This is a genomic window from Chelatococcus daeguensis (assembly GCF_001887265.1).
In the GTDB taxonomy this organism is placed as follows: domain Bacteria; phylum Pseudomonadota; class Alphaproteobacteria; order Rhizobiales; family Beijerinckiaceae; genus Chelatococcus_A; species Chelatococcus_A sambhunathii.
In genome coordinates this window covers 189136-215110 of the sequence record NZ_CP018096.1, presented here as the reverse complement: position 1 = coordinate 215110, position 25975 = coordinate 189136, and the positions used below count along the sequence as shown (strand labels likewise).

The following is a 25975-nucleotide window of genomic DNA, read 5'->3' as shown; positions in this document are numbered from 1 at the left end:
CCGGTACGGCGTGGACGGGCGCGGACGCCAGTGGCGTTCCGCGCCGGCCGTCCCTGCGGAGGCGTGCGATGCAAAGACTGCTGAGCAGCCAGAAGGTGCTGCCCTACCTGCTCATCCTGCCGGCGAGCCTGTTCCTCGCGGCCTTCTTCTTCGTGCCCTTCGTGCAGGTCGTCCTCGAGGCCTTCACGAGCGACGAGGGCTTCACCCTCGCGCATTTCAGGACGATGGCCGACGACTGGAAGTTCATGCCCGCGCTCAGCAACACGCTGGGCCTCGCCCTCGTCGTCGTGCCGATCCAGATCACGCTTGCGCTCGTCATGGCGAGCCTCGTCACGCGCCTCAGGCGCGGGCGCGACGTGGTCCTCTATGTCTTCACCATCCCGCTCGGCATCTCGGACCTCGCGGCCGGGCTCATCTGGTTCGCGCTGCTCGAGCAGAACGGCTTCCTCAACAGCATCCTCTACAGCCTCGGCGTCATCCCGGGCCCGCAGAACCTGCTCGACTACCGCAACACGGCGGGCCTGTTCGTCGCGGTCGTCGTCGCGGAGGTGTGGCGCGCCACGGCCATCGTGCTCGTCATCGTCGTCGCCGGCCTCGGCCTCATCCCGAAGGAATACGACGAGGCGGCCGAGGTCTTCGGCGCGGGGCCGCTGAAGCGCTTCTTCCTCATCACGCTGCCGCTGCTGAGGCCCAGCCTGCAGACGGCGCTGATCCTGCGCACCATCCTCGCCTTCGAGGTCTTCGCCGTCGTCGCCGTCCTCGCTGGCAACAACCTGCCGGTGCTGATGGGCGAGACCTATTCCTGGCAGTTCGACCTGCAGGACCACAAGGTGGCCTCGGCCTATGCCATCGTCATCCTCGCCATCTCGCTCGCCTTCACGGTCTTTTTCCTGTGGGCGCTGCGCGACCGCACGCGGGAGGCCGCGGCATGACCGATTTCGCGACCACCGAAGCCGAAGCCTCGGCGCGGGCCGAGCCGCGCAGCAGCGGCCGGCTCGTCATGGCGAGCGCTGTCATCGTGCTCGTCGCCTGGGTGTTGGTGCCGATCTACCTCCTCGTCGTCAACGCGCTCGGCTCCGTCGCGGCGGTGACGGCCTGGCCGAAGGCGCTGGTGCCGGAGTTCGACCTCGCGAGCCTCGCCTTCTTCGCCAATTACGCCGGCGTGCCGCGGGCGCTGCTCAACTCCTTCCTCGTCGCCGGGCTGACGATGGTGCTGTCCATCGGCCTCGGCGCGCCGGCCGGCTACGCGCTGGCGCGCTTCCGCTTCCCCGGGGCGAACCTCTTCCGCCTCGCGGTGCTGATGACGCGCGCCTTCCCGTTGCCGCTCCTCGCCCTGCCGCTGACGGTGCTCTTCATCCGCGTCGGCCTCGACGACACCATCATCGGCCTGGCGCTCGTCCACACGACGCTTGCCATGCCCTTTGCCGTGCTGATCATGGCCTCGCTCTTCATGAGCATTCCCGAGGAGCTCGAGGAGGCGGCCTGGACGCTCGGCTGCTCGCGGCTCTCCGCCTTCCGCAAGGTGGTGCTGCCGCTGGCGCTGCCGGGCATCGCGGCGGCGGGCATCTTCGCCTTCGTCATCTCGTGGAACGAGGTCTTCGCCGCGGCGGTGCTCACCATCGAGAACAAGACGCTGACGGCCTTCCTGCTGCAGAGCCTCGATGTCTCGCCCCTGCCGCTCAAGTTCGCCGGCGGGGCCGTCCTCATCGTGCCGGCGCTCCTCTTTCTCTTCGCCGTGCGCAAATATCTCTTCTCCCTCTGGGGCATCGCCAACCGCTAGGCGATGAGCAAAGGGTCACCGGATGGCCGATATCGACATCAGGCAGGTCGCCAAGCGCTTCGGCAGCCACCAGGCCCTGCACGCCGTGGACCTCACGGTGGCGGACGGGGAGTTCGTCGTCCTTCTCGGCGCCTCCGGTTCGGGCAAGACGACGCTCCTGCGCATCATCGCCGGGCTCGAGACGGCGAGCGAGGGCACGGTGAGCATCGGCGGCCGGCGGGTGGACGGCCTGCCGCCGCGCCGGCGCGGCATCGCCATGGTGTTCCAGAACTACGCCGTCTTTCCGCACATGACGGTGTTCGACAACATCGGCTTCGGCCTCGCCATGCAGAAGATTCCGGCGGCTGAGATCGAGCGGAAGGTGCGTCGCGTTGCCGGGATGCTGCACATCGAGGAGCTGCTGAAGCGCTATTCCGGCCAGCTCTCCGGCGGTCAGCGCCAGCGCGTCGCCGTGGCCCGCGCGCTCGCCGTGGAGCCCGCGGTGCTCCTGATGGACGAGCCGCTGTCCAACCTCGACGCGCTCCTCAGGCTCGAGATGCGCGCCGAGCTCAAGGGCGTGCTCCAGGAGAGCCGCACCACGACCATCTACGTGACGCATGACCAGGTTGAGGCGATGAGCCTCGCCGACCGCATCGCCGTCATGCACGAAGGCCGCATCGTCCAGGCGGCGCCGGCGCCCGAGGTCTATCACCACCCCGCAACACGCTTCGTCGGCAGCTTTATCGGCAACCCGCCCATGAACTTCCTGCCCGCCAGCCGGGAAGGGCAGGGCGCGCGCGTCGCCGGCCATCTCTTCCGCCATGCACCGGCGAGCGACGGGGCTCTTGCCTTCGGCATCCGGCCCGAGGATCTCGGGCCGGCGGGCGAGGGCTTTGCCGGCCGCGTCAAGGTTGTGGAGCCGCTCGGTCCGCACCAGCTCGTGACGATGGACCTCGCCGGCCATCTCTTCCGCGCCGTGCTCGACAACGATCTTGCCGTGCGTCCCGGTGAAACCCTGGTGCTCGCGCCGCGGCCCGGCCGGGCGCGCTGGTTCGACGCCGACAGCGGCGCAAGCCTGGCCGAGATCACACAGCCTGAACCCGTCACCGGAGCATGAGATGACGACCCATTCCCTTGAGGCCCTGCGGACGCGCGCCGCCGCGATCGTCGCCGACAATGATCGCGGCGCCTATACCGTACCGACAAAGGGGCTTTATCCCTTCCAGTGGAACTGGGATTCCTGCCTGACCGCCCTCGGCCAGCGCCATAGCGACGAGCGCCGCGCTTTCCTCGAGATCGAGACGCTCTTCGCCCACCAGTGGCCGGACGGCATGGTGCCGCACATCGTCTTCCACACGCCGGACGACAGCTATTTTCCCGGCCCCGACGTCTGGCGCACCGGCCGGCCGACGCCGACCTCCGGCATCACCCAGCCGCCGGTCGCCGGCCTCGTGCTGCGCCGCCTCGTCGAGACGGCCGCCGATCAGGCCTTCGCGGAGGAGAAGGCGCGGACCCTCCTGCCGAAGATCGCCGCTTGGCACCGCTGGTTCCACGCCATGCGCGATCCCGCCGGCTCGGGACTCGTCGCCATCCTGCATCCCTGGGAATCGGGCCGCGACAACAGCATCGACTGGGACGACGCCCTGGCACGCGTGCCGACCGAGGGCGTAGAGCCCTACGTTCGTCGCGACACCCAGCACGTCGATGCCGCCGAACGGCCGCACAAGGCCGAGTACGACCGCTACCTGTGGCTCGTGCAGCGCTTCCGCGACCTCGGCTGGGACAACCGCCTGCTGCACGACGCCTCCCCCTTCCAGGTCGTGGACCCGGCCATCAACGCCATCCTCGTCCGCTCCGACGAGGACGTTGCGCACCTCGCCGAACGCTTCGGAGACAAGGCGCTGGCGGAGGAGGCGCAGGCGCGGGCGGCGCGGGCGCGCGCGGCCTTCGATGGTCTCTGGAGCGCCGATCTCCGCCAGTACCTGCCGTTCGATCGCGTTGCCGGACAGCTGATCGCAAGCCCCTCGGTGGGCGGCCTCCTGCCCCTCCTCGCCGGGCTGGGGAATGCGGAGAAGCGCGCCGCGATGCGCGATCGCATCCGCACCTTGCGCACGCACGTGCGCTACGGCGTGCCGACGCATGATCCCACCGATCCACGCTTCGAGGCCAAGCGCTATTGGCGCGGGCCGTGCTGGCTGATCATCAACTATCTTCTCGCCGACGGGCTCGACCGCTGCGGCTTCGCCGCGGATGCGGCTGCCGTGCGGGCCGACAGCCTGGCGCTCGTCGAGAACGGCTTCGCCGAATATTACGACCCCCTGACCGGCGAGGGCCTCGGCGGCGGCAATTTCACCTGGACGGCGGCGATCCTCATCGAGACGCTGGCGACGAGCGCCGCTGCCTGAGGCGCGAGGGGGAACCATGCGCATCATCGGCTTCGGCGCCCATCCGGACGACGTCGAGATCTTCTTCTTCGGCCTCCTCGCCACCTACCGGGCGGCAGGCCATGACATCGGCTGGGTGATCGCGACGGATGGCGCCGCCGGAGGGGAGGGGGAGAAGGAGGCTCTGCGCCGCACCCGCCGGGCCGAGGCGCTGGCCGGCGCGGCCGTTCTCGGCGTCACGCCGGTCTTCCTCGACGCGCCGGACGGCGCCCTGGCCGAAGACCGGGCGGTTGCCGGCCGCATCGCCGCCCTGATCGAGGAGATGGCGCCCGACCTTGTCGTGACCCATGCGCCGAACGACTATCACCCGGACCATCGGGCGCTCAGCCGCCTCGTGAGCGACGCTGCGCGCTTCCGCATGCCGGTGCTCTTCGCCGACACCCTGCTCGGGGTCGAGGCTGCGCCGACGATCTATGTCGACATCTCGGCCCATTTCGCCGCCAAATGCGCGGCCATCGCGGCGCATGCCTCGCAGCGGCCGCAGCGCTTCGTCGAGGCGGTGACGGGCTGGAACCGCTTTCGGGCGCTGCAGTGCGGCTATGACGGCGGCGCCTATGCGGAGGCCTTCTCCTTCTCGCCGCGCTTTCCCTTCAGCGACATTCGCGGCCTGCTGCCGCCGGCGCCGCCGCTGCGCCCGCTCGGCCGGCCGTTATCCCGCTAGCGCCCGCGCGCCTCGCCGATGAGCGCCTCGATCAGCCGCCGGCGCCGCGAGTTGCGCGGCCAGATCAGCCCGATGCGCCGGGTGATGGCGAGGCCCGACACCGGCAGCTTGGCGATGGCGAGCCCCTCGGGCCAGGGCGGCGGCCAGTCGGGCAGCAGCGCGACGCCGAGGCCGCGGTCGACCAGCACCGCGATGGCATCGAGCGCGTCGAGCTCGAATCGCTCGCGCGGCCGGATGCCGAGCCGGCGCAGCGCGACATCGACCAGCCGCCCGCCCCAGTGGTTGCGGTCGTAGCGGATGAAGGGCTCGCTCGCGAGAAGCCGCAGCGGGTCCTCTCTCGCCCGCTCGCCCGGCGCGACGAGGACGATGGGCTCCTCCCCCAGCAGGACGAAGGCGTGGGTCTTGGGCGGCGCGAAGGGCGGCTCGACGATGAGCGCCGCATCGAGCTCGCCGCCGATCACCCGATCGTAGAGCTCGATCGAGTTGCCCGGCTGCACATAGATCTCGACCTGCGGATGGTTGGCGGCGAGGCGTGCCAGCACGCCCGGCAGAAGGCCGGTGACAGCGGTGGCGATGGCGCCGATGCGCAGTTCGCCCGCCGGCGTGTCGGCGAGGGCGAGCGCCTTGAGCTCGCGTTCGTCGTTGAGGAGGCGGCGCGCCCGCTCGATGACGGCGGCACCGGCTTCCGTCGGCTGCATGGTGCGCCCGGCACGGGCAAGGAGGGAGGTGCCGAGCTCGGCCTCGAGCGCCCTGACGCGCTGGGCCACGGCGGCGGGCGTGATGGCGAGGCGCCGTGCCGCCTCGGCCATGGAGCCGTGGTCCGCCACGGCGATGAAACTCTCGAGGAAGCGCGTATCCATCGAACAGGAAATCTATCGTTTGAAGAAACAACAATAGAGATTTTATTTCGAAGGGCCAGCGGCGATGAGTGGGCAGGAAGGGTGCTATCCCGAAGCCGCCCGAGCGATTGTCACGGAGACGACCATGCCCCTCACCAATGAAGCCCGCGGCGTGTTCCCCATCGCGCCGACGCCCTTTTCCCCATCGGGCGAGATCGACTGGGCGAGCGTCGACCGGCTGTTCGACTTCTATCGCGAGATCGGCGCCGACGGCCTGACGGTGCTCGGCATCATGGGCGAGGCGCCCAAGCTGGAGGTCGAGGAATCGGTTGCGCTCGTCAGGCGCTGCCTCGCGCGCGTCGGCAACCTGCCCGTCATCGTCGGCGTCTCGGCACCGGGCTTCGCCGCCATGCGCGCCATGGCGCGCTCGGCCATGGATCTTGGTGCAGCCGGCGTGATGATTGCGCCGCCGTCGTCGCTGCGTACCGACGACCAGATCGTCACCTATTACGCCCAGGCGGTGGAGGCGATCGGCACCGACGTTCCCTTCGTCATCCAGGATTATCCGCTGACGCTCTCGGTCGTCATGACGCCCGGCGTCATCCGCCGCATCGTCATGGACAATCCCTCCTGCGTGATGCTGAAGCACGAGGACTGGCCCGGCCTCGAGAAGATTTCGGCGCTGCGCCGCTTCCAGCAGGACGGGTCCATGCGGCCGATTGCGATCCTGTGCGGCAACGGCGGCCTCTTCCTCGATTTCGAGGTGGAGCGCGGCGCCGACGGCGCCAACACCGGCTATGCCTTCCCCGAGATGCTGATCGACGTCGTCCGGTTGCAGGCGCGCGGCGAGCGCGATGCGGCCCATGACATCTTCGACGCGCATCTGCCGCTGCTGCGTTACGAGCAGCAGCCGGGCGTCGGCCTCGCCGTCCGCAAATATGTCATGATGCGCCGCGGCATCCTCGCCTCCGATGCGCAGCGCAAGCCGGCGGGCCGCTTGTCCGAGATGGCCGTGGCCGAGATCGACTATCTCCTCAAGCGCCTCGCCACCCGCGACCCGCGCGCCGCCGGGCTCGTCTGACGCTCCTTCAGGAGGTCGTCTGCTTCGCCTGATACCAGGGCCTCGGATGGCCCGTTGACCCTTCTCCCCGCATGCAAGTCGGACTTGCACATCAGAAGGCGGACCCCGGCCCTGCTCAGTTTCCGCTGCGGGAGAGGCGCGGCCGCATTCTTGCTGTATAACCCCTCTTTTCCGGTCCATAGCCACTGCCTCATTGCCTGGCGCCGTTCCCGGCGCCGCCGCAGCGTCACGGGCCTTGCCCGGGCGGTGCTTGACAGGTCGCCGCTCTCGCCCAATAGTAACTACCTGATGAGTTACTTAAGAGCGTGATCACACGCCCGCGCGATTCTCGCGCTTCATCGGGAGGACGGCACCATGGCCCCAGCCGCGGGTTCTCGTGCGAGCGGACGCATGCTTGTGCAATGGCTCGATTCGGCCTGGGTGCGGCCGGTGGGTCTCATGGTCGTCGTCGTCGTTCTATGGGAACTGGCGGTCAGGCTCTTCGCCATCCCGCCCTATCTGGTGCCCAAGCCGTGGGACGTCATCCTCGTCCTCGTCCACGAGCGCGACATGCTGCTCGCCGAATCGATGCCGACGACGATTGCCACCATCGGCGGCTTTGCCCTGTCGGTCGCCGTCGGCATTCCGCTCGCCATGCTCATCGCCGGTTCGCGCACGGTGGAGGCCTATCTCTATCCGCTGCTCGTCTTCTCGCAGTCGATCCCGAAGGTGGCGGTGGCGCCGCTGCTCGTCGTCTGGTTCGGCTTCGGCATGGCGCCGAAGGTCATCTCCGCCTTCCTGCTCGGCGTCTTCCCCGTCGTCGTCGCCGGCGTGCAGGGCTTCAAGTCGGTCGAGCCGGACATGCGCGACCTCGCCCGCTCGGTGAAGGCCTCCTGGCTGCAGACCTTCATGATCGTCAGCCTGCCGCACGCGCTGCCATCGATCTTCTCCGGCCTCAAGGTGTCGGTGACGCTCGCCGTCGTCGGGGCCGTCGTCGGCGAGTTCGTCGGCGCCAATTCCGGCATCGGCTTCGTGCTGCAGCGCTCCATCGGCAATTTCGAGCTGCCGACGATGTTCGCGGCGCTCACCATCCTCGCCCTCATCGGCGTCGTCCTGTTCTGGACCATCGACCTCGTCGAGCGTCTCGCCGTGCCCTGGCACGCGAGCCAGCGCGCCGACGTCATCGCGACAGCCTGATCCTCATCCCGCGCCAAGACGGGAGCACCAAAGCAACGCTCTGACAGAGCTCATGGGGAGGACATCATGTTGAAGGCCCGGTTTGTGAAGATCTTGTCCCTGGCGGGTATGGCGGCGTTTCTCGCAGGCGCGCAGGCCGAGGCCGCCGACAAGGCGGTGCTGCTGCTCAACTGGTATGTCTACGGCGAGCACGCGCCCTTCTATCTCGGCAAGAAGAAAGGCTTCTTCGCGGAGGAGGGCATCGACCTCGACATCCAGGAGGGCAGGGGCTCGGCGCTGACCGTGCAGGCGGTGGCGGCCAAGACGGTGCCCTTCGGCTATGCCGACGTGCCGACCATGATCCGCGCCGCCGTGAAAGGCGCGCCGGTCATCGCCACGGGCATCGCCCTGCAGAAGAGCCCCATGTCCGTCATGGGCTTCTCCGAGAAGAACATCCGCACGCCCGACGACATCAAGGGCAAGACCGTCGCCATGACGCCCGGCGATTCCATGTCGCAGATCTGGCCCCTGTTCCTCAAGCGCACGGGCCTCAAGGAGGGCGATTTCCAGGTCGTCTCCGGCGACGCCCAGACGAAGCTCAACGCCGTCATCAATGGGCGCGCCGACGTGCTCCTCGGCTATGCCATGGACCAGAGCATGAAGATCAAGGACGCCACCGGCAAGGACGTCTTCCCGGTGATGTTTGCCGACTACGGGATCAACATGGTCTCGTCCGGCATCTTCGTGCACAAGGACATGCTCGGCGAGAACCCCGATCTCGTGCGCCGCTTCATGGCGGCTGCGACGAAGTCGATCGAATATGCCGAGAAGCACCCGGCCGAGGCGGCCGAGGCCGTGCTCGAGGCCCTGCCCAAGGCGGGCAAGAAGGAGACCCTGCAGGAAGGCTTCGAGCTGACGATCCCGCTCTATCACACGGACGAGACCAAGGGGCAGCGGCCGTGGCGCGTGAGCGACAAGATCATGGCCGACACGGTCGATCTCCTGGTACAGTACGGCGGCGTCGAGGCGGCGTCGGCCGGGGATCCGAAGGCGTTCTACACGAACGACTTCCTGCCCGCGGCGAGCCAGTGAGGGGTGCCGCGATGCCTGCCGCTGCGCGCCGCTTCACCGTGATCAGCCGGGACGAGCCGGCCAGGACGCGCCGTCTCATCGAGATCCGTGGCCTGAGCAAGACCTACCGCACGCGGGCCGGGGACGTGCCGTCCTTGTCCCCGGTCGACCTCGACGTCGACGAGGGCGAGTTCATCGCCGTCGTCGGCCCCTCGGGCTGCGGCAAGTCCACGCTCCTGAAGCTTCTCGCCGGCCTCATCGCGCCGACCGAGGGCGAGGTGCGCATCGACGGCGAGGCCGTGCGCGAGCCGCCGGACAATGTCGGCATCGTCTTCCAGAGCCCGGTCCTGCTCGCCTGGCGCACGCTGCTGCGCAACGTCATGATGCCCGTCGAGGTGCGCGGCCTCGACCGCGCCACGCATCTCGCCCGGGCGCACCAACTGCTCGAGACGGCGGGCCTCAAGGGCTTCGAGGACAAGTATCCCTGGCAGCTCTCGGGCGGCATGCAGCAGCGCGCCGCCATCTGCCGGGCGCTGGTGCACGACCCGGCGCTGCTCCTGATGGACGAGCCCTTCGGGGCGCTCGACGCCATGACGCGCGAGCACATGAACCTCGAGTTGCAGCGCATCCACGGCGAGACCAACAAGACCATCATCTTCATCACCCACTCGATCCCGGAGGCGGTATTCCTCGCCGACCGGGTGGTGGTGATGTCGTCGCGTCCCGGCACGGTCGAGGCGATCTACAAGGTCGACCTGCCGCGGCCGCGCTCGCTGGAGATGATGGGCGAACGGTGCTTCGCCGAGATTACCAAGGAAATCCGCGGGCACTTCTATGCCCGCGGCGCATTGGACTGACGCCATGGCCCCACGGCTTCGCCTCCTCGACATTGCCTGTTTCGAGCGGCTCATGCCGTTCACGCATGCCTTCCGCTTCGGCGCGGCGAGCGTGACGGCGGCGCCGCAGGCCTTCGTGCGCGTCACCGTCGAGGTCGAGGGCCACGGCATCGCGACGGGCGCCGCGGCCGAGATGATGATGCCGAAGTGGTTCGACAAGAACCCGGCGAAGAGCCCCGCCGACACCATCGACGACCTGCGCGCCGGGCTCACGCGGGCCGCGGCGGTCTATCGCGATGCCCGCGGCTTCGACACGGCCTTCGGGCATCATGCCCGCACGGTCGGCGAGACGGCGCAGGATGCGGCGCCGGCGCTGGTGCGCGGCTACGGCCCCGCCGTCATCGACAAGGCGATCCTCGACGCCCTGTTCAAGGCGCTTGGCGTCGATGCTGCGACAGGCCTAAGGCGCAACCTGCCGGGGCTCGATGCGCGGCTGACGCCGGACATCGAGGCCGGGCGGATCGACGACTTCCTCGCCGGTCTCGCGCCGCGGGCCGAGGTCGCCCTGCGCTGGACGGTCGGCCTCGGCGACGACCTTGCGGCGCTCCCCGCTGAAATCGCCCGCTCGTCGCTCCACTACCTCAAGCTCAAGCTCGGCGGCGACGTTGCGCGGGACCGGGCGCGCCTGGCCGAGATCGCTGGCATCATGGCGCGGGCGGGCACCATCACGGGCGTGACGCTCGACGCCAACGAGCAATACGACCTTCCCGGCCTCGCGGCGCTCGTCGAGGCGCTCACGTCCGATGCCGCCCTTGCTCCCCTGCGCGAGCGGCTGATGTATGTCGAGCAGCCGCTCGACCGTGCCACGACCCTCGCCCACGACCTCGGCGACGTCGCTGAGGGCATGGCCTTCATCATCGACGAGGCGGACGGCACCTACGATGCCTTTCCCGAGGCGGTGGCACGCGGCTACCGCGGCGTCTCGTCCAAGGCCTGCAAGGGCCTCTACAAGTCGCTCCTCAATGCCGTGCGGGCCCGGGCGCTGAACGAGGCCGCAGGGCGCCCCGGTCACTGCTTCCTGAGTGGTGAAGACCTCACCTGCCAGGCCGGCCTCGGCGTGCAGCAGGACACGGCGCTCGTCGCGCTCCTCGGCCTCGGCCACGTCGAGCGCAACGGTCATCACTATGTCGACGGCTTCGGGCCGGCGCCGGCGGAAGAGGCGGAGGCCTTCGCCGCCGCCCATCCCGACCTCTACGAGGAGCGCGGCGGCCGCCTGCGGCTTGCGACCGGCAGCGGCGCGCTCGCCACCCGTTCCCTCTTCCGCGTTCCCGGCCTTGCCGGCGGCGCCGAACCCATCTGGGGCAGCCTCGCGCGCCTCACTTCCCAATCCATCCTCGAAGGGCAGACATCATGAGCCAGCGTACTCTCGGCATCGTCATGCACGGCATCACCGGCCGCATGGGGCTCAACCAGCATCTCATCCGCTCGGTCGCCGCCATCCGCGCGCAGGGCGGCGTGCCGCTGTCGGACGGCTCGCGCGTGCAGCTCGACCCCATCCTGGTCGGCCGCAATGCCGAGAAGGTCGAGGCGCTCGCCAAGACCCACGGCATCTCCCGCTGGACGACGGACCTCGACGCCGCCATCGCCAATCCCGACGACACCATCTTCTTCGACGCGGCGACGACGCAGATGCGGCCGGAGCTGCTGGAGAAGGCGATCGCCACCGGCAAGCACATCTATTGCGAGAAGCCGATCGCCACCGACTTCGCCAAGGCGCTCCGGATCTGCGAGCTTGCCGACGCCAAGGGCGTCAGGCACGGGGTGGTGCAGGACAAGCTCTTCCTGCCCGGCTTGCAGAAGCTGAAGTTCCTGCGCGATTCCGGCTTCTTCGGCCGCATGCTGTCGGTGCGCGGCGAGTTCGGCTACTGGGTCTTCGAGGGCGACTGGGGCCAGGCACCGCAGCGCCCGTCCTGGAACTACCGTAGCGAGGACGGCGGCGGCATGATCCTGGACATGGTCTGCCACTGGCGCTACGTGCTCGACAATCTCTTCGGCGAAGTGAAGGCCGTCTCCTGCCTCGGCGCGACGCACATTCCGGCGCGTGTCGACGAGCGTGGCAAGTCCTACCCGGCGACCGCCGACGATTCCGCCTATGCCACCTTCGAGCTCGAGGGCGGCGTCATCGCCCACATCAACATGTCCTGGTGCGTACGGGTCTATCGTGACGACCTCGTCACCTTCCAGGTCGACGGCACGCATGGCTCGGCGGTGGCCGGACTCACCGACTGCGTCATGCAGGCCCGCCAGGGCACCCCGCGCCCGGTGTGGAACCCGGACCAGAAGCAGACGCACGACTTCTATGCCGACTGGCAGCCGGTGCCAGAGACCGCCGTCTACGACAACGGCTTCAAGACCCAGTGGGAGATGTTCATCCGCCACGTCGTCGAGGGCGCGCCCTACAAGTACACGCTGCACGAGGGCGCCAAGGGCGTGCAGCTCGTCGAATGCGCGCTCGAGAGCTGGCGCGAGCGCCGCTGGGTCGACGTACCGCCGCTGCCGCTGAAGGCGGCGCGGGCCCAGGCGGCCGAGTGAGGGCAGGGAAACAGGCCATGAACGTCGTCGACCAGAGCCTCACCATCCGTCTGCCGCGCGCCGACCGGTCGCTCGAGACCTTCCGGCCGCGTGCGCCACGCGACTTTCCCGAGCGCGCGGCCGGCCCCATGAACCGCGTCGCCTTCTCGGCGGCGCATGTCGTCGCTGATCCGCTGCGCGAGGCGGACCCGTGGCTCGACTGCGCCATCGACTGGGACCGCACCATCGCCTACCGGGAGCACCTGTGGGACCTCGGCCTCGGCGTCGCCGAGGCCATGGACACGGCCCAGCGCGGCATGGGCCTCGACTGGCCGACCTCGCTCGATCTCATCACGCGCTCGGTCGCGGCGGCGAAGGCGCGCGGCGGGGCGCTCGTCTTCTCCGGCGCCGGTACGGACCATCTCGACCTTGCCGCAGTGAAGAGCGTCGACGAGGTGATCGCGGCCTACGAGACGCAGTTCGAGGCCATCGAGAAGGTCGGCGGGCGCATCATCCTCATGTGCTCGCGGGCGCTCGCCCGCGTGGCGGCGGGGCCCGACGACTACGTGCGCGTCTACGACCGGCTGCTGACGGGGGCGCGCGAGCCCGTCATCATCCACTGGCTCGGCGACATGTTCGATCCCGCGCTCGCCGGCTACTGGGGCACGCGCGAGCTCGCGGTGGCCATGGACACGGCGGTCGCCATCATCAACGCCCATGCGGCCAAGGTGGACGGCGTCAAGATATCGCTGCTCGACAAGGACCGCGAGATCGCCATGCGCCGGCGCCTTGCGCCGGGCGTGCGCATGTATACCGGCGACGACTTCAACTATGCCGAATTGATCGCCGGCGACGACAAGGGCTATTCCGACGCATTGCTCGGCATCTTCGATGCCATCGCGCCGGCAGCCTCGGCCGCGCTCGTCAGCCTCGCCAGGGGGCACGAAGCGACCTTCCACGACATCCTGTCGCCGACGGTGCCGCTGTCGCGCCACATCTTCCGGGCGCCGACGCGCTTCTACAAGACGGGCGTCGTCTTCATGGCCTATCTCAACGGCTGGCAGGACCATTTCACCATGGTCGGCGGCCAGGAGAGTGCGCGCTCGACGTTGCATCTCGCCGAGCTCTTCCGGCTCGCCGATGCGGCCGGCCTGCTGCGCGATCCGGCCCTTGCGGTCAGGCGCATGCGCCACGTGCTCGCGACGCGCGGCGTGGAAGGATGAGGGCATGAACCATATCGCTTCCACCGTCGCGGATGCGGCGTTGCGCGACTTCTCGCGGGACCACCGCTTCCTGTCGATCAACACGGCGACCGTGCGCAAGCAAGGCGACCTTCTCGCCATCATCGACGCCTGCGCGCGGGCGGAGATCCGCGCCATCTCGCCGTGGCGCGACCAGGTGGCGGCTGTCGGGCTCGATCGGGCGGTCACTGCCGTCAAGGCAGCCGGACTCGAACTCTCCGGCTATTGCCGTGGCGGCATGTTCCCGAGCGATGCGGCGCATCTTGCGGAGATGCGCGACGACAACCGCCGCGCCGTCGACGAGGCGAAGGCCCTCGGCGCGCCCTGCCTTGTCCTCGTCGTCGGCGGCCTGCCGCAATATTCGCGGCCGGGGTCGGCCCCGTCGAAGGACCTCGGCGCGGCGCGCATCATGGTGGAGGACGGCATCGGCGAACTGCTGGACTATGCCCGCTCCATCGGCATGCCGCTCGCCATCGAGCCGCTGCACCCGATGTACGCCGCCGACCGCGCCTGCGTGAACACGCTCGGCCAGGCGCTCGACATCTGCGACCGGCTCGATCCGGCTCGCACCGGCTTTCTCGGTGTCGCCTGCGACGTCTATCACGTATGGTGGGACCCGGACCTCTTCGCCGGCATCGCGCGGGCGGGGCGCGAGCGCATGCTCGCCTATCATGTCTGCGACTGGCTGGTGCCGACGCGCGACCTCTTGCTCGACCGCGGCATGATGGGCGACGGCGTCATCGACCTCAAACCCATCCGCGCCGCAGTTGAAGCGGTGGGCTACGCGGGTTATGCGGAAGTCGAGATATTTTCCGAGGACTGGTGGGCAAGGCCGATGGACGAGGTGCTGGCGACCTGCATCGCCCGCCATCGGTCGGCAGTCTAGAAGGGGCGGGGCGTCTTTCGTCACGCCGGGGCAGTGGAGCGTAACGACGGCATGGCGAAGACGAAGGCCGCCGAGGCGACAGCGGCGCCCGAAGGCGCGGTAGCGAAGCGCGAGGTGCGCACGCGCGATCCCGAGCGGACGCGCGGCAACATCCTCGCCGCCGCGACGGTGGAGTTCTCCTCGCGGGGCTTCGCTGGTGCGAGCATCGACGCCATCGCCAAGCGCTCGGGCGCCAACCGGCGCATGATCTATCACTACTTTGGCTCGAAGCGCGGGCTGTGGCTCGCCGTGCTCGAGGCGGCCTACGAGCGCGTGCGCACGGCCGAACTGCGCCTGCATCTCGAGCAACTCGCGCCGGAGAAGGCGATGCGGGCGCTTGTCGCCTTCACCTTCGATTCCTTTGTCGGCGAGCGCACCTTCATCAACCTGCTCAACAGCGAGAACCTGCACCAGGCGCGCCATCTCAAGGGCTCGACGCGCATCAAGACGATGCACTCGCCGCTCATCGGCATGATCCAGGACATTCTCGACAAGGGCGTGGCGGCCGGCGTCTTCCGCAGCGGCATCGACCCGGCGCAGCTGTGGATCTCGATTGCCGGCGTGTCCTTCTTCTATTTCTCCAACATCTTCACCCTGTCGGTGATCCTCGACCGCGACCTGATGTCGAAGAAGCAGATCGCCGAGCGCCGGGCCCACGTCGTCGATCTTATCCTGGCAGGCATCCGGGCCTGACCGTCCCCCTGGGACAATTCCCGGCGCTGACATTGCAATGCCCGCCTCCCCGCCGATATGTCGTTGAGGCTTCGGCGAGGAGAACGGCCATGGATCACACGCTGACGGGCATTCACCACCTGACGGCGATCACGGCGCAGGCGAGCGAGAACCACCGCTTCTACACCGGCGTGCTCGGCATGCGCCTCGTCAAGAAGACGGTGAACCAGGACGATACCTCCGCCTACCACCTCTTCTACGGCGACGGCGCCGCCTCGCCCGGCTCGGACGTGACCTTCTTCGACTGGCCCGTGGGGCGCGAGCGGCGCGGCACCCATGCCATCGTCAACACCGGCCTCAGGGTCGCGGGCGAGGAGAGCCTCGCTTGGTGGCGCGAGCATCTTGCCGAGGCAGGCTGCACGGTCGGCGAGATCGGTGAGCGGGCGGGGCGCGCCGCACTTGTCTTCGAGGACCCGGAGGGCCAGCGCCTCCACCTCGTCGACGACGGCGGTTCTGGCGAGGGCCATCCGTGGCCGGACAGCCCAGTGCCGGCGCACCACCAGATCCGCGGCCTCGGGCCGATCACGCTTTCGGTGCCCGATCTCGCGCCGACGCAGTTCGTTCTCACCGAGGTGCTCGGCATGCGGCCGGAGCGCGTTCATCCCGTCGACGGCGGCACCACGCTGCATGTCTTCGCCATGGGCGAGGGCGGCCCGGCGGCCGAATTGCACGTCCTCGCCGAGTCCGGCCTCGGGCCGGCGATGCAGGGGGCGGGCGGCGTTCACCATGTCGCCTTCCGCACGCCTGACAGGGAGGGCCTCACGGCCTGGGCGGCGCGGCTCGGCTCCGTCCGACTGCCCAACAGCGGCGAGGTGGAACGCTACTACTTCCGCTCGCTCTACTTCCGCGAGCCGAACGGCATCCTCTTCGAGATCGCGACCGACGGCCCCGGCTTCGCGGTCGACGAGCCGCTCGACAGCCTCGGCGAGAAGCTCGCGCTGCCGCCCTTCCTCGAGCCGCAGCGGGCGGCGATCGAGGCCAATCTGAAGCCGCTCTAACGCATTTTGCGCCGAATTTGCGCCGAAGTGGATGCCGGTTTGGCGCGAAGAAAATGTTCTGTTTAAAAGGATGGAAGCCTTTCCGGTTCAATTGCATAGGAAAGGTTTAGGGAAAGCGGTACGGCTTTTGCTCCCGTTGCCGGAAGGTCGAACCGGCAATGAGGAGCAGATGCACAACCTGACGATCGATCCCGACCGCCTGTGGCGGTCGATCATGGAGACGGCGGCCATCGGCGGCACGCCGAAAGGCGGCATCAACCGGCTGGCGCTGACGGACCGCGACAGGCAGGTACGGGACTGGCTGAAGAGCGCCTGCGAGGACCTCGGCTGCACGGTCACGGTCGACGAGGTCGGCAACATGTTCGCCGTGCGGCCGGGCAGGCTGGATGTGCCGCCGATCGCCGTCGGCAGCCACCTCGACACGCAGCCGACCGGCGGCAAGTTCGACGGCATCCTCGGCGTCCTCGCCGGGCTCGAATTGCTGCGTACGCTGGACGAGGCCGGCTACGAGACGAACGCGCCCCTCATGCTCGTCAACTGGACCAACGAGGAGGGCTCGCGCTTCTCGCCCGCCATGCTCGGCTCGGGCGTCCATGCCGGCGTCTTCGATCGCGCCTATGCCGACAGCCGCACTGACAGGCAGGGCGTGACCTTCGGCGAGGCACTGGATGAGATCGGCTATCGCGGGCCGGCCAAGGTGGGGTCCACGGCCTTCAGCGCCATGTTCGAACTGCACATCGAGCAGGGGCCGATCCTTGAGGCGGAGGAGAAGGCGATCGGCGTGGTCACCGGCGTGCAGGGTATGCGCTGGTACGAGATCGCGCTGACGGGACGGGAGGCGCATACGGGCTCGACGCCGATGTCCCAGCGGCGCGACGCGCTCGTCGGCGCGGCCCGCATCATCGGCGCGGTCGAGGCCATCGCGCGGACGCATCCGCCCGGCGTCGGCACTGTGGGCCTCGTGGAGGTCGGCCCCAATTCGCGCAACGTCATTCCCGGCCATGTCTTCCTGACCGTCGACTTCCGCCATCCCGACGATGCGGCGCTCGATGTCATGGAGAAGGCGCTCTTCGCGACGGTGGAGGAGGCGGGCCGCGCGAGCGGTCTGGAGCACGCCCTGCGGCAGGTGTGGAATTCGCCTGCCGTCGCCTTCGACCCGGCCCTCGTCGATGCCGTGCGCCGGGTCGCGGACGGGCTCGGGCTCTCCTGGCGGGAGATCGTCTCCGGCGCCGGCCACGACGCGGCCTATGTGGCGCGCATCGCACCGACGACGATGATCTTCGTGCCCTGCGCCGGCGGGCACAGCCACAACGAGGCCGAGGCGACGTCCTATGAGGAATGCCGGGTGGGAGCGCAGGTGCTGCTCGCGGCCGTGCTCGACCACGACCGGCGCTGCTACAGCACCGCCTGAAGCATCGGCACCGCAGGACCGGCGCCGAGGTGGATCCCCGCGCGCCCGGCGGCGGCGCGGATGTGCGCCTCCATCGTGGCGCGGGCGCGCTCGCCGTTCCGCTCGACGAAGGCGGCGAGGATCGCGAAATGCTCGTCGGCCGTGTCGAACAGGCTGTCGCGCGCGACCATGGGCACGCGCTGGCTCTCGGTGGTCAGCGCGTGCGTGCGGCCGTGCACCTCCTGCAGGAGGCGGTTGCCGCAATGGGCGACGACGAGGTCGTGGAAGACGGTGTCCGCCTCCGCGGCGCCGACGACATCGCCCCGCCGGGCGGCATTGCCCATGGCCTGGGCAGAGGCGGCCAGTGTCTCGCGAGCCGGCTGGGGCATGCGGGGCGCCGCGAGCATGGCGGCGAGGCCCTCCACGGCAAGGCGCATCTCGAAGACCTCGGCGAGCGTGAAGCTTTCCCTGAAGCGCCACGACGGCGCCTTCGGCCCTTCCCCGCGCGGTGCGACGAAGACGCCGCGGCCGATCTCGATGCGCACGATGCCGAGCGTCTCGAGCACGGAGAGGGCCTCCCGCAGCGAGGGGCGGGATATGCCCAAATCCTGGGCAAGCGTGCGCTGGGCCGGCAACTGGTCGCCGGGGGCGAGACCGCGGGCCCGGATCATGGCCTCGATGGCCTCTGCCGTCTTCATCGGTACGGAGCGATGCTCGCGCCCGCGCGGCATGGCTGGTGTCACCTTCCTGCCTCCCGTCTCATCCTTCGCGGTGCTCCGTTGACCAATTTTCGCGCGCCGCTGCCTAGACTTGTTGCTTGAACCGGAAAGCGGCAGATCGCAGCCTTGACTGGTCAGACCGGTCAGTCCGGCTCGTCACCATGCTGGCCGGCACCGGGATTGGCAAGTCTGCAACATCACCTCCGGAACATCAGGCCCGGAACTTGGAGCGTAGGCCGACATGAACGGCATTGGCGAGACGGGGCAGGACGCCAATTCCTCGACGCCGGGCGTTTCTTGGCGCCCGCTGTCCGCGGCTGCCTTCGCGCCCTACGGCCGTGTCATCGAGGTCGGCGCGGCCGCCGTCGTGAACGAGGGCCATGCCCGGCGTCGCGACGCGCTCCTCGACCTTGAGAGCCGCGATCCGACGGCGCGGCTGTGCCTCGCCCATTTCGCTGTCTCGCCGCGGCCGCCGGGGGCCGGCATCGCCGGCCTCGAATGCCATCCCTTCTCGGCGCAGGCCTTCCTGCCGCTCGAGGATTGTGCGCCGCTCGTCGTCGTGGCCCTGGCGCGCGAGGACGGTACCGTCGCGGCGGGGACGCTCGCCGCTTTCGTCGGCCGGCACGGCCAGGCCATCGTCTACGGCCCCGGCGTCTGGCATGCGCCGCTCACCACGGCCGACCGGCCGGCCGGATTCCTGATGGCCGTGTGAGAGGGCGAGCGCGAGCGGCTGCGCCAAGTGCGGCTCGGCCGGCCTCTCCCGCTCCCTGGCCGCCCCGGGATCGTCGGCGCGGCCGCCATCGCATCCTTCATCCGATCCGCGACGAATGATCGGAGCGACAAGACGAGAGGACAGGAAGGAGTTTAGAGCATGGGTATCGGGCGACTGAGAACGGCCTTCGCCGCGGCGGTCCTGGCCGGAACGGCGCTGGCGGCCCCGGCGTTTGCCGCCGGCACGCTGCGCATCGGCATGACCGCCTCCGACATTCCGCTGACCACCGGCCAGACGGACAACGGCGGCGAGGGCATGCGCTTCATCGGCTATACGCTGTATGACGCGCTCATCAACTGGGACCTGACGAGCGCCGACAAGCCGTCAGGCCTCATCCCGGGCCTCGCCACCGAATGGAAGGTGGACGAGGCGGACAAGACCAGGTGGACCTTCAAGATCCGCGAGGGTGTCAAGTTCCACGACGGCAGCGCGTTCACCGCCGAGGCGGCGGTGTGGAACCTCGACAAGCTGCTCGATGACAAGAGCCCGCAATACGACCCACGCCAGGCGGCGCAGGGCAAGTCGCGCATTCCCGCCGTCGCCGCCTACAAGGCGCTCGACAAGTACACGCTCGAGATTGTCACCAAGGAGCCGGATGCGACGCTGCCCTATCAGCTCGCCTGGATCCTAATGTCCTCGCCCGCCAACTGGGAGGCGCTCGGCAAGAGCTGGGAAGCGGTCGCCAAGAAGCCGTCCGGCACGGGGCCCTGGATGCTGGCCGACGTCGTGCCGCGCGAGCGCGCCGATCTCGTGCCGTTCAAGGACCATTGGGACCAGAGCCGGGTGCCGAAGCTCGATAAGATGGTGCTCGTGCCCCTGCCGGAGCCGAACGCGCGCTCGGCCGCGCTCCTGTCCGGTCAGGTCGACTGGATCGAGGCCCCGGCACCCGACGTCATCCCGGCGCTGACGGGGGCCGGCCACCAGATCGTCTCCAACGCCCTGCCGCACAACTGGACGTGGCACCTGTCGCGCCTCGAGGGCTCGCCCTGGAACGACATCCGCATCCGCAAGGCGGCCAATCTCGCCATCGACCGCGAAGGCATGAAGGAGCTGCTCGGCGGCCTGATGCTCCCGGCCAAGGGGTTCTTCACGCCCGGCTCGCAATGGTTCGGCGAGCCGACCTTCGAGGTGAAGTACGATCCTGAGGCGGCGAAGGCCCTGCTTGCCGAAGCCGGCTACGGCCCTGACAAGCGCCTCAAGGTCAAGGCGCTGATCTCGCCCTCCGGCTCCGGCCAGATGCTGCCGCTGCCGATGAACGAGTTCATCCAGCAGAACCTCGCCGAGGTCGGCATCGATGTCGAGTTCGAGGTCGTCGAATGGAACACGATGATCAACATCTGGCGCGCCGGCGCCGGGCACGAGAGCGCCAAGGGCACGCAGTCGATCAACTTCAGCTATTTCATCCAGGATCCCTTCACCGGTCTCATCCGGCACCTCGCCTGCGATCTCAGGCCGCCGAACGGCACCAACTGGGGCCACTACTGCGACCCCGAGATGGACGCCCTCTTCAAGGAGATTCGCACCACCTTCGACGCTGCCGCACAGGACGAGGTGATGCGGCGCACGCATGAGAAATTCGTCGACGAGGCACTCTTCCTGATGGTCACGCACGACGTCGCGCCGCGCGCCATGAGCACGAAGGTCAAGGGCTTCGTCCAGGCGCAGAACTGGTACCAGAACTTCGGCTCCATCACGATGGACTGACCCCAGCGCTCCCGGCCGGCGCCATGCCGGCCGGGTCCGCCGCGCCCCTTGCTTCCGGGCATCGAACGGATGCGGCGCATCTCACGAAGGGTGGACGACGCATGCTCGCATATCTTCTCCGGCGCCTCGTCTATGTCGTCCCGGTGGCGCTCGGCGTCAGCCTGATCTGCTTCATGCTCGTGCACATCGCCCCGGGCGATCCGCTCGTGGCGGTGATGCCGCTCGACGCGACGGCCGAGCAGGAGGCCGAGATGCGCGCCGCCTACGGCTTCGACAAGCCGCTGCCGGTGCAGTTCGGCCTGTGGGTCGCCAAGGCGGCGACGGGCGACCTCGGCCGCTCCATCTCCACCGGCCGGCCGGTGGCGGGGGAGGTGATGACCGCTGTCGGCAACACCCTCGTGCTCGCCGCGGCGGCGAGCCTCATCGGCTTTCCGCTCGGGCTCCTCTGCGGCTTCGTCGCCGGCTATTTCCGCGACACCGGTGTCGACCGGGCCGTCACGGCCCTCGCCATCACCGGGGTCTCGGTGCCGAACTACTGGCTCGGCATGGTGCTCGTCATCGTCTTTTCCGTCACGCTCGGCTGGCTGCCCGCCATGGGGGCGGGGCCCAACGGCTCGCGCGACTGGGGCTGGGACGCAGAGCACCTGCGCTATCTCGTCCTGCCGGCTGTGACGCTCGCCGTCGTGCCCATGGGCATCGTTGCGCGCACCGTGCGCGCCCTCGTCGGTGACATCCTCTCGCAGGAATTCGTCCAGGCGCTCTATGCCAAGGGGCTGATGCACGGCGGCGTGCTGCGCCACGTGGTGCGCAACGCCGCCCCCACGGCGCTCGCCGTCATGGGCCTGCAGCTCGGCTATCTCCTCGGCGGCTCCATCCTCATCGAGACGGTGTTCAACTGGCCGGGCACGGGCTTCCTGCTCTCCAACGCCATCTTCCAGCGTGATCTGCCGCTGTTGCAGGGCACCATCCTCGTGCTGGCGCTCTTCTTCGTCGCCGTGAACCTCCTCGTCGATCTCGCCCAGACGGTGATCGACCCGCGCATCAAGAGGACATGACGATGGCCGTCATCACCGAGAGCATCGCCGCCCCGGTGGAGCGCACGCAGGGCTACTGGTCGGGCGTCGCCCGCCGCTTCCGGCGCGATCCGGTCGCCGTCGGCTGCGCCGTCCTGCTCCTCCTGCTGATCCTCGCGGCGATCTTTGCGCCCTATCTCGGCCTGGCCGACCCCTATGCCGGCAGCATGGCGCGGCGTCTGCGCAGGATCGGCACGCCCGGCTTCCCGCTCGGCACGGACGAGCTCGGCCGCGACATGCTGGCCCGCCTCGTCTACGGCGGCCGGCTCACGCTCTTCCTCGGCATAACGCCCGTCGTGGCGGCCTTCTGCATCGGCACGGTACTAGGCCTCGTCGCCGGCTATGTCGGCGGGCGCACCAACACCGTCATCATGCGCCTCGTCGACGTGTTCTTCGCCTTTCCCTCGGTGCTGCTCGCCATCGCCATCTCCGGCGCGCTCGGGGCCGGCATCGTCAATAGCCTCGTCTCGCTCACCATCGTCTTCGTGCCGCCGATCACCCGCGTCGCCGAGAGCGTCACGGCGAGCGTGCGCTCGCTCGACTACGTCGATGCGGCGCGGGCGTCCGGGGCGGGCGCCTTCACCATCGTGCGCGTGCATGTCCTCGGCAACGTGCTCGGGCCGATCTTCGTCTATGCGACGAGCCTCACCAGCGTCTCGATGATCCTCGCCGCCGGGCTCTCCTTCCTCGGCCTCGGTGTCAAGCCGCCGGAGCCGGAATGGGGCCTGATGCTCAACACCCTGCGCACGGCCATCTACATCAACCCGTGGGTGGCGGCGTTGCCGGGGCTCATGATCTTCGTCACGTCGCTCTGCCTCAATCTCGTCAGCGACGGCCTCAGGAGTGCGATGAATGTCCGCGACTGACCTTGCCCCCGTTGCGCCGCTGCCCGACCGCGGCGGCCCGCAGCAGCCGCTCGTCATCGCGCGCGACCTCAGGCGGCATTTCCCCATCCGCTCCGGCTTCTTCGGCCGGCGCACCGGCACGGTGCACGCCGTCGACGGCGTTTCCTTCGAGGTGGTGAAGGGCGAGACGCTCGGCATCGTCGGCGAATCCGGCTGCGGCAAGTCGACCACGGCGCGCCTCCTCGTCGGCCTCATCGCGCTCGACGCGGGCGACATCATCTTCGACGGCGACCGCCTCGGTGACGAACTTTCGCTGCGCGAGCTGCGCCGCGGCGTGCAGATGGTGTTTCAGGACAGCTACGCCTCGCTCAACCCCCGCCTCACCATCGAGGATTCCATCGCCTTCGGCCCCAGGGTGCACGGCATGAGCGAAGGGCAGGCGCGGCGGCGGGCGCGCGAGTTGCTGGCGAGTGTCGGCCTCGAGCCGGCGCGTTTTGCCGGCCGCTATCCGCACGAGCTCTCCGGCGGTCAGCGCCAACGCGTCAACATTGCGCGGGCGCTCGCCATGGCGCCGCGCCTCGTCATCCTCGACGAGGCGGTGTCGGCCCTCGACAAGTCGGTGGAGGCGCAGGTGCTGAACCTCCTCGCCGACCTCAAGGAGGAGCGCGACCTCACCTATGTCTTCATCTCGCACGACCTCAACGTGGTGCGCTACATCTCCGACCGGGTGATGGTGATGTATCTCGGCGAGGTGGTGGAGATCGGCCCGGCGGAGGCGGTCTACGCCCGTAAAGCGCATCCCTACACGGCCGCGCTCTTTGCCGCGATGCCGTCGATGGACCCGGATGCGCGCACCGAGGAGCCGCCCCTGGCGGGCGACCCGCCAAACCCCATCGATCCGCCCACGGGCTGCCGCTTCCACACCCGCTGCCGCTTCGCCGAAGCGGTCTGCACGGCGGTGAAGCCGGCGCTGGCGTCCGTTCCCGGCGAGGCCCGGGGAGGGGAGGCGAGAGCGGAGGCCCACGTCGCCGCCTGCCACATGCTGGTGGCCGGCTCCGGCCATTCGGCCGTCGGAGCCGCCGCATGACGAAGCCTCTCGTCGACATCCGCGATCTCAATGTCACCTTCTCCGGCGAGCGCACGGTGCACGCCGTCAACGGCCTCGACCTCTCGCTCGCCCCCGGCGAGGTGCTTGCCATCCTCGGCGAATCCGGCTCGGGCAAGAGCGTGATGCTCAAGACGCTGCTGCGCCTCCTGCCGCCGCGTCGCACGGCCATCTCCGGCATGATCTCGGTCGACGGCGTCGATGTGCTCTCGCTTTCGGGCCGCCGGCTCGCCGACTACCGCGGCCGCACGGTTTCCATGGTCTTCCAGGAGCCGATGCTGGCGCTCGATCCCGTCTATTCCATCGGCGACCAGATCGCCGAGGCGGTGATGCGCCACGAGGGCCTCGGCCGCCGGGCGGCGATGGAGCGGGCGCTCGACATGCTGACGCGCGTGCGCATTCCCTCGCCCGAGCGGCGGCTGAAGGTCTTCCCGCACGAGATGTCCGGTGGCATGCGCCAGCGCGCCATGATCGCATTGGCGCTCGCCTGCCGGCCGAAGCTGCTGCTAGCCGACGAGCCGACGACGGCGCTCGACGCCACGGTGCAGATCCAGATCCTGCTCCTCCTGCGCGAGCTGCAGCGCGAGTTCGGCATGGGCGTCATCTTCGTCACCCACGACATCGGCGTCGCGGTCGAGATCGCCGACCGGATTGCGGTCATGTATGCCGGCAATGTGGTGGAGACGGGCACGGTCGCCGAGGTCATCCGCGACGCCCGCCATCCCTATACGAAGGGCCTGCTTGCCGCGAATTTGCACGGCGCCGTCAAGGGTGCGCGGCTTGAGGCGATCCGCGGTGCGCCGCCGGCGCTCGAGAGGCCGCCCGAGGCCTGCTCCTTCGCGCCGCGGTGCGACTTCGCCGACGAGCGCTGCCGCGCGGCTCTGCCGCCGGTCATCGTGCCGGGGCCGGGTCGCCGCGTCGCCTGCCTTCTCGCGGACAGGCTGGAGGCGGCTGAGTAGACCTTCAGGCGGCCGCGGCCGACAGGGTCAGCGCCCGGCGGATGGCGGCCGGCACCGGCTCGATGATCGGGACGGCGGAGCGGGGCGTCAGCAGCTTGGCGACGCGGGCGAGCGGCCCGCCGCCGATGATCACGGCCTCGGCGCCGTCCTCTTCGACGGAGGCATCGACGGCCGCGGCGAGCGCCGCTTCCAGCCGGGCCGGAGCCGCGGTCAGCTCGGTCGGGTCGCCTTCCGTGAGGCGCGTGCCGCGGAACTGGGCCGTGTAGCCGAGCGCGGCCGCGCGTGCGTTGATGGCCTCGACGAGGCCGGGCGTCGTCGTGACCACGGCGAACGGACGTCCGCCAGCGGCCGCCTCGGCCATGCCGGCTTCCCCGATGCCGATGACCGGGCAGGGCAGGGCGTCGCGCGCCGCATCGAGGCCCGGGTCGCCGAAGGCCGAGACGATCACCGCATCGACGCGCTGCCGGCCGGCCGCGATCTCGGCCGCGAGGTCCTTGGCCATCTGCGCGATGGCCTCGCCGCTCTTCGACAGGGCCGTCTGGTCGACGATCATGCGCGCGCCGAAGGGCGCCGTGCGCCCTGTTATCATGGCCGAACCCGCCGCCGCCTCGCGCGCGATGGCGACCATGGTGTCGGTCGTTGCCTCGTTCGAATTCGGATTGAAGAGGACGATGTGCACGTTAACTCCACGACCTCGTCGACGCTGCCGGCGGTGCTCCGTCATGGGACGGGAGGCACCCGAAAGTGGTCCATGGGCGGGCAGGTGCAAGCCGCGTGCCGCAACGTTTTCGCGGCCCGCAGCCTGCAGGTCGGACCGCCCGCGAGCGGTGCGCCATCTATGACCGAAGATGCCGCGAGCGCATATTCCCTCCCCGCATGGCTTGCATGCGGCAGCAGGGATGGCGCTGCAACGGCAGCGTTGTCAGCCCGAGCGGTGTGACAGTCCGTGGCCGCAGTCGCGGCTGGTGGGAAGCGCGATCGCTCCCGCCGATATGCCCGGCGGGCTCCACGGGGACAATCATGACGGACCCATTCAGCTTTGAAGAGCACCTTCGCAGCCATCAGATCGATAACGTCCTTGGTCATGACAGCTCG

25 protein-coding genes are annotated in these 25975 nt (G+C 69.2%); 22 read left to right on the top strand and 3 right to left on the bottom strand.

Annotated features, from left to right (window positions below; genetic code table 11):
* Window positions 1-68: 68 nt before the first annotated feature.
* Genes BOQ54_RS17905 through BOQ54_RS17885 form a run of 5 tightly spaced genes read left to right on the top strand, consistent with a single transcriptional unit; the run spans window position 69 to window position 4864 of the window.
* Window positions 69-932, top strand: a complete 864-nt coding sequence (locus BOQ54_RS17905; RefSeq protein ID WP_083586061.1) for a carbohydrate ABC transporter permease — start codon at window positions 69-71, stop codon at window positions 930-932.
* Window positions 929-1780, top strand: coding sequence for a carbohydrate ABC transporter permease (locus tag BOQ54_RS17900; RefSeq protein ID WP_145979832.1), 852 nt, complete (start codon window positions 929-931; stop codon window positions 1778-1780). Before BOQ54_RS17905 ends, BOQ54_RS17900 begins: the two co-directional genes overlap by 4 nt.
* Window positions 1781-1802: 22 nt before the next feature.
* Complete coding sequence (locus BOQ54_RS17895; RefSeq protein WP_071924645.1) at window positions 1803-2876, top strand: ABC transporter ATP-binding protein; 1074 nt, start codon at window positions 1803-1805, stop codon at window positions 2874-2876.
* Window position 2877: 1 nt separating this feature from the next.
* On the top strand, window positions 2878-4164 hold the full coding sequence (locus BOQ54_RS17890; RefSeq protein WP_055458714.1) for an MGH1-like glycoside hydrolase domain-containing protein: 1287 nt from the start codon (window positions 2878-2880) through the stop codon (window positions 4162-4164).
* A gap of 16 nt (window positions 4165-4180) precedes the next feature.
* The gene (locus BOQ54_RS17885; RefSeq protein WP_071924644.1) at window positions 4181-4864 is read left to right on the top strand and encodes a PIG-L deacetylase family protein; all 684 of its coding nucleotides are present in this window, start codon (window positions 4181-4183) and stop codon (window positions 4862-4864) included.
* Here the strand turns inward: BOQ54_RS17885 and BOQ54_RS17880 are convergent.
* Window positions 4861-5724 (bottom strand): LysR family transcriptional regulator, encoded by an 864-nt coding sequence (locus BOQ54_RS17880; RefSeq protein ID WP_071924643.1) that lies wholly within the window; start codon window positions 5722-5724, stop codon window positions 4861-4863. The two genes, BOQ54_RS17885 and BOQ54_RS17880, sit on opposite strands and share 4 nt — an antisense overlap.
* A gap of 124 nt (window positions 5725-5848) precedes the next feature.
* On the opposite strand from BOQ54_RS17880, the gene BOQ54_RS17875 reads away from it, so the two are divergent.
* The 11 genes from BOQ54_RS17875 to BOQ54_RS17825 all read left to right on the top strand — a co-directional run bounded on the left by BOQ54_RS17875 (window position 5849) and on the right by BOQ54_RS17825 (window position 17724).
* Window positions 5849-6784 (top strand): dihydrodipicolinate synthase family protein, encoded by a 936-nt coding sequence (locus tag BOQ54_RS17875; RefSeq protein WP_055458968.1) that lies wholly within the window; start codon window positions 5849-5851, stop codon window positions 6782-6784.
* Window positions 6785-7174: 390 nt separating this feature from the next.
* On the top strand, window positions 7175-7960 hold the full coding sequence (locus tag BOQ54_RS17870; RefSeq protein ID WP_071924642.1) for an ABC transporter permease: 786 nt from the start codon (window positions 7175-7177) through the stop codon (window positions 7958-7960).
* A gap of 108 nt (window positions 7961-8068) precedes the next feature.
* A complete protein-coding gene (locus BOQ54_RS17865; protein WP_186438085.1) occupies window positions 8069-9031 on the top strand; it encodes an ABC transporter substrate-binding protein in 963 nt (320 codons plus the stop codon).
* Between the two features lie 11 nt (window positions 9032-9042).
* Complete coding sequence (locus tag BOQ54_RS17860; protein ID WP_055458719.1) at window positions 9043-9867, top strand: ABC transporter ATP-binding protein; 825 nt, start codon at window positions 9043-9045, stop codon at window positions 9865-9867.
* A gap of 4 nt (window positions 9868-9871) precedes the next feature.
* A complete protein-coding gene (locus tag BOQ54_RS17855; protein WP_071924789.1) occupies window positions 9872-11260 on the top strand; it encodes an enolase in 1389 nt (462 codons plus the stop codon).
* Window positions 11257-12438, top strand: a complete 1182-nt coding sequence (locus BOQ54_RS17850) for a Gfo/Idh/MocA family protein (protein ID WP_071924640.1) — start codon at window positions 11257-11259, stop codon at window positions 12436-12438. Before BOQ54_RS17855 ends, BOQ54_RS17850 begins: the two co-directional genes overlap by 4 nt.
* A gap of 17 nt (window positions 12439-12455) precedes the next feature.
* The gene (locus BOQ54_RS17845; RefSeq protein ID WP_055458721.1) at window positions 12456-13640 is read left to right on the top strand and encodes a dihydrodipicolinate synthase family protein; all 1185 of its coding nucleotides are present in this window, start codon (window positions 12456-12458) and stop codon (window positions 13638-13640) included.
* 40 nt (window positions 13641-13680) lie between these two features.
* The gene (locus BOQ54_RS17840; protein WP_071924788.1) at window positions 13681-14544 is read left to right on the top strand and encodes a sugar phosphate isomerase/epimerase family protein; all 864 of its coding nucleotides are present in this window, start codon (window positions 13681-13683) and stop codon (window positions 14542-14544) included.
* A gap of 51 nt (window positions 14545-14595) precedes the next feature.
* The gene (locus BOQ54_RS17835) at window positions 14596-15276 is read left to right on the top strand and encodes a TetR/AcrR family transcriptional regulator (RefSeq protein ID WP_082464753.1); all 681 of its coding nucleotides are present in this window, start codon (window positions 14596-14598) and stop codon (window positions 15274-15276) included.
* 89 nt (window positions 15277-15365) lie between these two features.
* Window positions 15366-16313, top strand: coding sequence for a ring-cleaving dioxygenase (locus BOQ54_RS17830; RefSeq protein WP_071924639.1), 948 nt, complete (start codon window positions 15366-15368; stop codon window positions 16311-16313).
* Between the two features lie 169 nt (window positions 16314-16482).
* Window positions 16483-17724 carry a Zn-dependent hydrolase gene (locus tag BOQ54_RS17825; RefSeq protein WP_083586059.1) on the top strand — a complete coding sequence of 414 codons (1242 nt, stop codon included), beginning with the start codon at window positions 16483-16485 and terminating at the stop codon, window positions 17722-17724.
* On the opposite strand, the gene BOQ54_RS17820 is transcribed toward BOQ54_RS17825, so the two are convergent.
* Complete coding sequence (locus BOQ54_RS17820; RefSeq protein ID WP_145979831.1) at window positions 17709-18446, bottom strand: FadR/GntR family transcriptional regulator; 738 nt, start codon at window positions 18444-18446, stop codon at window positions 17709-17711. The genes BOQ54_RS17825 and BOQ54_RS17820 overlap by 16 nt on opposite strands.
* Before the next feature lie 217 nt (window positions 18447-18663).
* Between BOQ54_RS17820 and BOQ54_RS17815 the strand changes: the two genes are divergently transcribed.
* From BOQ54_RS17815 to BOQ54_RS17790, 6 genes are all read left to right on the top strand, one after another.
* Window positions 18664-19134: an ureidoglycolate lyase gene (locus BOQ54_RS17815; RefSeq protein WP_071924636.1), complete on the top strand. Its 471-nt coding sequence runs from the start codon at window positions 18664-18666 to the stop codon at window positions 19132-19134.
* A gap of 159 nt (window positions 19135-19293) precedes the next feature.
* Window positions 19294-20898 carry an ABC transporter substrate-binding protein gene (locus tag BOQ54_RS17810; RefSeq protein WP_055458726.1) on the top strand — a complete coding sequence of 535 codons (1605 nt, stop codon included), beginning with the start codon at window positions 19294-19296 and terminating at the stop codon, window positions 20896-20898.
* A 101-nt stretch (window positions 20899-20999) separates the two neighbouring features.
* Window positions 21000-21953 carry an ABC transporter permease gene (locus BOQ54_RS17805; protein WP_071924635.1) on the top strand — a complete coding sequence of 318 codons (954 nt, stop codon included), beginning with the start codon at window positions 21000-21002 and terminating at the stop codon, window positions 21951-21953.
* On the top strand, window positions 21950-22837 hold the full coding sequence (locus tag BOQ54_RS17800; RefSeq protein WP_055458728.1) for an ABC transporter permease: 888 nt from the start codon (window positions 21950-21952) through the stop codon (window positions 22835-22837). Before BOQ54_RS17805 ends, BOQ54_RS17800 begins: the two co-directional genes overlap by 4 nt.
* Window positions 22824-23903, top strand: a complete 1080-nt coding sequence (locus BOQ54_RS17795) for an ABC transporter ATP-binding protein (protein ID WP_071924634.1) — start codon at window positions 22824-22826, stop codon at window positions 23901-23903. The genes BOQ54_RS17800 and BOQ54_RS17795 overlap by 14 nt, the downstream gene beginning before the upstream one ends.
* Window positions 23900-24880, top strand: a complete 981-nt coding sequence (locus tag BOQ54_RS17790; RefSeq protein WP_071924633.1) for an ABC transporter ATP-binding protein — start codon at window positions 23900-23902, stop codon at window positions 24878-24880. Before BOQ54_RS17795 ends, BOQ54_RS17790 begins: the two co-directional genes overlap by 4 nt.
* Before the next feature lie 4 nt (window positions 24881-24884).
* Here the strand turns inward: BOQ54_RS17790 and BOQ54_RS17785 are convergent, their stop codons facing one another.
* Complete coding sequence (locus BOQ54_RS17785; RefSeq protein ID WP_019403499.1) at window positions 24885-25559, bottom strand: aspartate/glutamate racemase family protein; 675 nt, start codon at window positions 25557-25559, stop codon at window positions 24885-24887.
* Window positions 25560-25975 lie beyond the last annotated feature (416 nt).

Coding starts and splice junctions, on each gene's coding strand:
- BOQ54_RS17905 (WP_083586061.1), top strand. CDS start 69: ATGCAAAGACTGCTGAGCAGCCAGAAGGTGCTGCCCTACCTGCTCATC.
- BOQ54_RS17900 (WP_145979832.1), top strand. CDS start 929: ATGACCGATTTCGCGACCACCGAAGCCGAAGCCTCGGCGCGGGCCGAG.
- BOQ54_RS17895 (WP_071924645.1), top strand. CDS start 1,803: ATGGCCGATATCGACATCAGGCAGGTCGCCAAGCGCTTCGGCAGCCAC.
- BOQ54_RS17890 (WP_055458714.1), top strand. CDS start 2,878: ATGACGACCCATTCCCTTGAGGCCCTGCGGACGCGCGCCGCCGCGATC.
- BOQ54_RS17885 (WP_071924644.1), top strand. CDS start 4,181: ATGCGCATCATCGGCTTCGGCGCCCATCCGGACGACGTCGAGATCTTC.
- BOQ54_RS17880 (WP_071924643.1), bottom strand. CDS start 5,724: ATGGATACGCGCTTCCTCGAGAGTTTCATCGCCGTGGCGGACCACGGC.
- BOQ54_RS17875 (WP_055458968.1), top strand. CDS start 5,849: ATGCCCCTCACCAATGAAGCCCGCGGCGTGTTCCCCATCGCGCCGACG.
- BOQ54_RS17870 (WP_071924642.1), top strand. CDS start 7,175: ATGCTTGTGCAATGGCTCGATTCGGCCTGGGTGCGGCCGGTGGGTCTC.
- BOQ54_RS17865 (WP_186438085.1), top strand. CDS start 8,069: ATGGCGGCGTTTCTCGCAGGCGCGCAGGCCGAGGCCGCCGACAAGGCG.
- BOQ54_RS17860 (WP_055458719.1), top strand. CDS start 9,043: ATGCCTGCCGCTGCGCGCCGCTTCACCGTGATCAGCCGGGACGAGCCG.
- BOQ54_RS17855 (WP_071924789.1), top strand. CDS start 9,872: ATGGCCCCACGGCTTCGCCTCCTCGACATTGCCTGTTTCGAGCGGCTC.
- BOQ54_RS17850 (WP_071924640.1), top strand. CDS start 11,257: ATGAGCCAGCGTACTCTCGGCATCGTCATGCACGGCATCACCGGCCGC.
- BOQ54_RS17845 (WP_055458721.1), top strand. CDS start 12,456: ATGAACGTCGTCGACCAGAGCCTCACCATCCGTCTGCCGCGCGCCGAC.
- BOQ54_RS17835 (WP_082464753.1), top strand. CDS start 14,596: ATGGCGAAGACGAAGGCCGCCGAGGCGACAGCGGCGCCCGAAGGCGCG.
- BOQ54_RS17830 (WP_071924639.1), top strand. CDS start 15,366: ATGGATCACACGCTGACGGGCATTCACCACCTGACGGCGATCACGGCG.
- BOQ54_RS17825 (WP_083586059.1), top strand. CDS start 16,483: ATGCACAACCTGACGATCGATCCCGACCGCCTGTGGCGGTCGATCATG.
- BOQ54_RS17815 (WP_071924636.1), top strand. CDS start 18,664: ATGAACGGCATTGGCGAGACGGGGCAGGACGCCAATTCCTCGACGCCG.
- BOQ54_RS17810 (WP_055458726.1), top strand. CDS start 19,294: ATGGGTATCGGGCGACTGAGAACGGCCTTCGCCGCGGCGGTCCTGGCC.
- BOQ54_RS17805 (WP_071924635.1), top strand. CDS start 21,000: ATGCTCGCATATCTTCTCCGGCGCCTCGTCTATGTCGTCCCGGTGGCG.
- BOQ54_RS17800 (WP_055458728.1), top strand. CDS start 21,950: ATGACGATGGCCGTCATCACCGAGAGCATCGCCGCCCCGGTGGAGCGC.
- BOQ54_RS17795 (WP_071924634.1), top strand. CDS start 22,824: ATGTCCGCGACTGACCTTGCCCCCGTTGCGCCGCTGCCCGACCGCGGC.
- BOQ54_RS17790 (WP_071924633.1), top strand. CDS start 23,900: ATGACGAAGCCTCTCGTCGACATCCGCGATCTCAATGTCACCTTCTCC.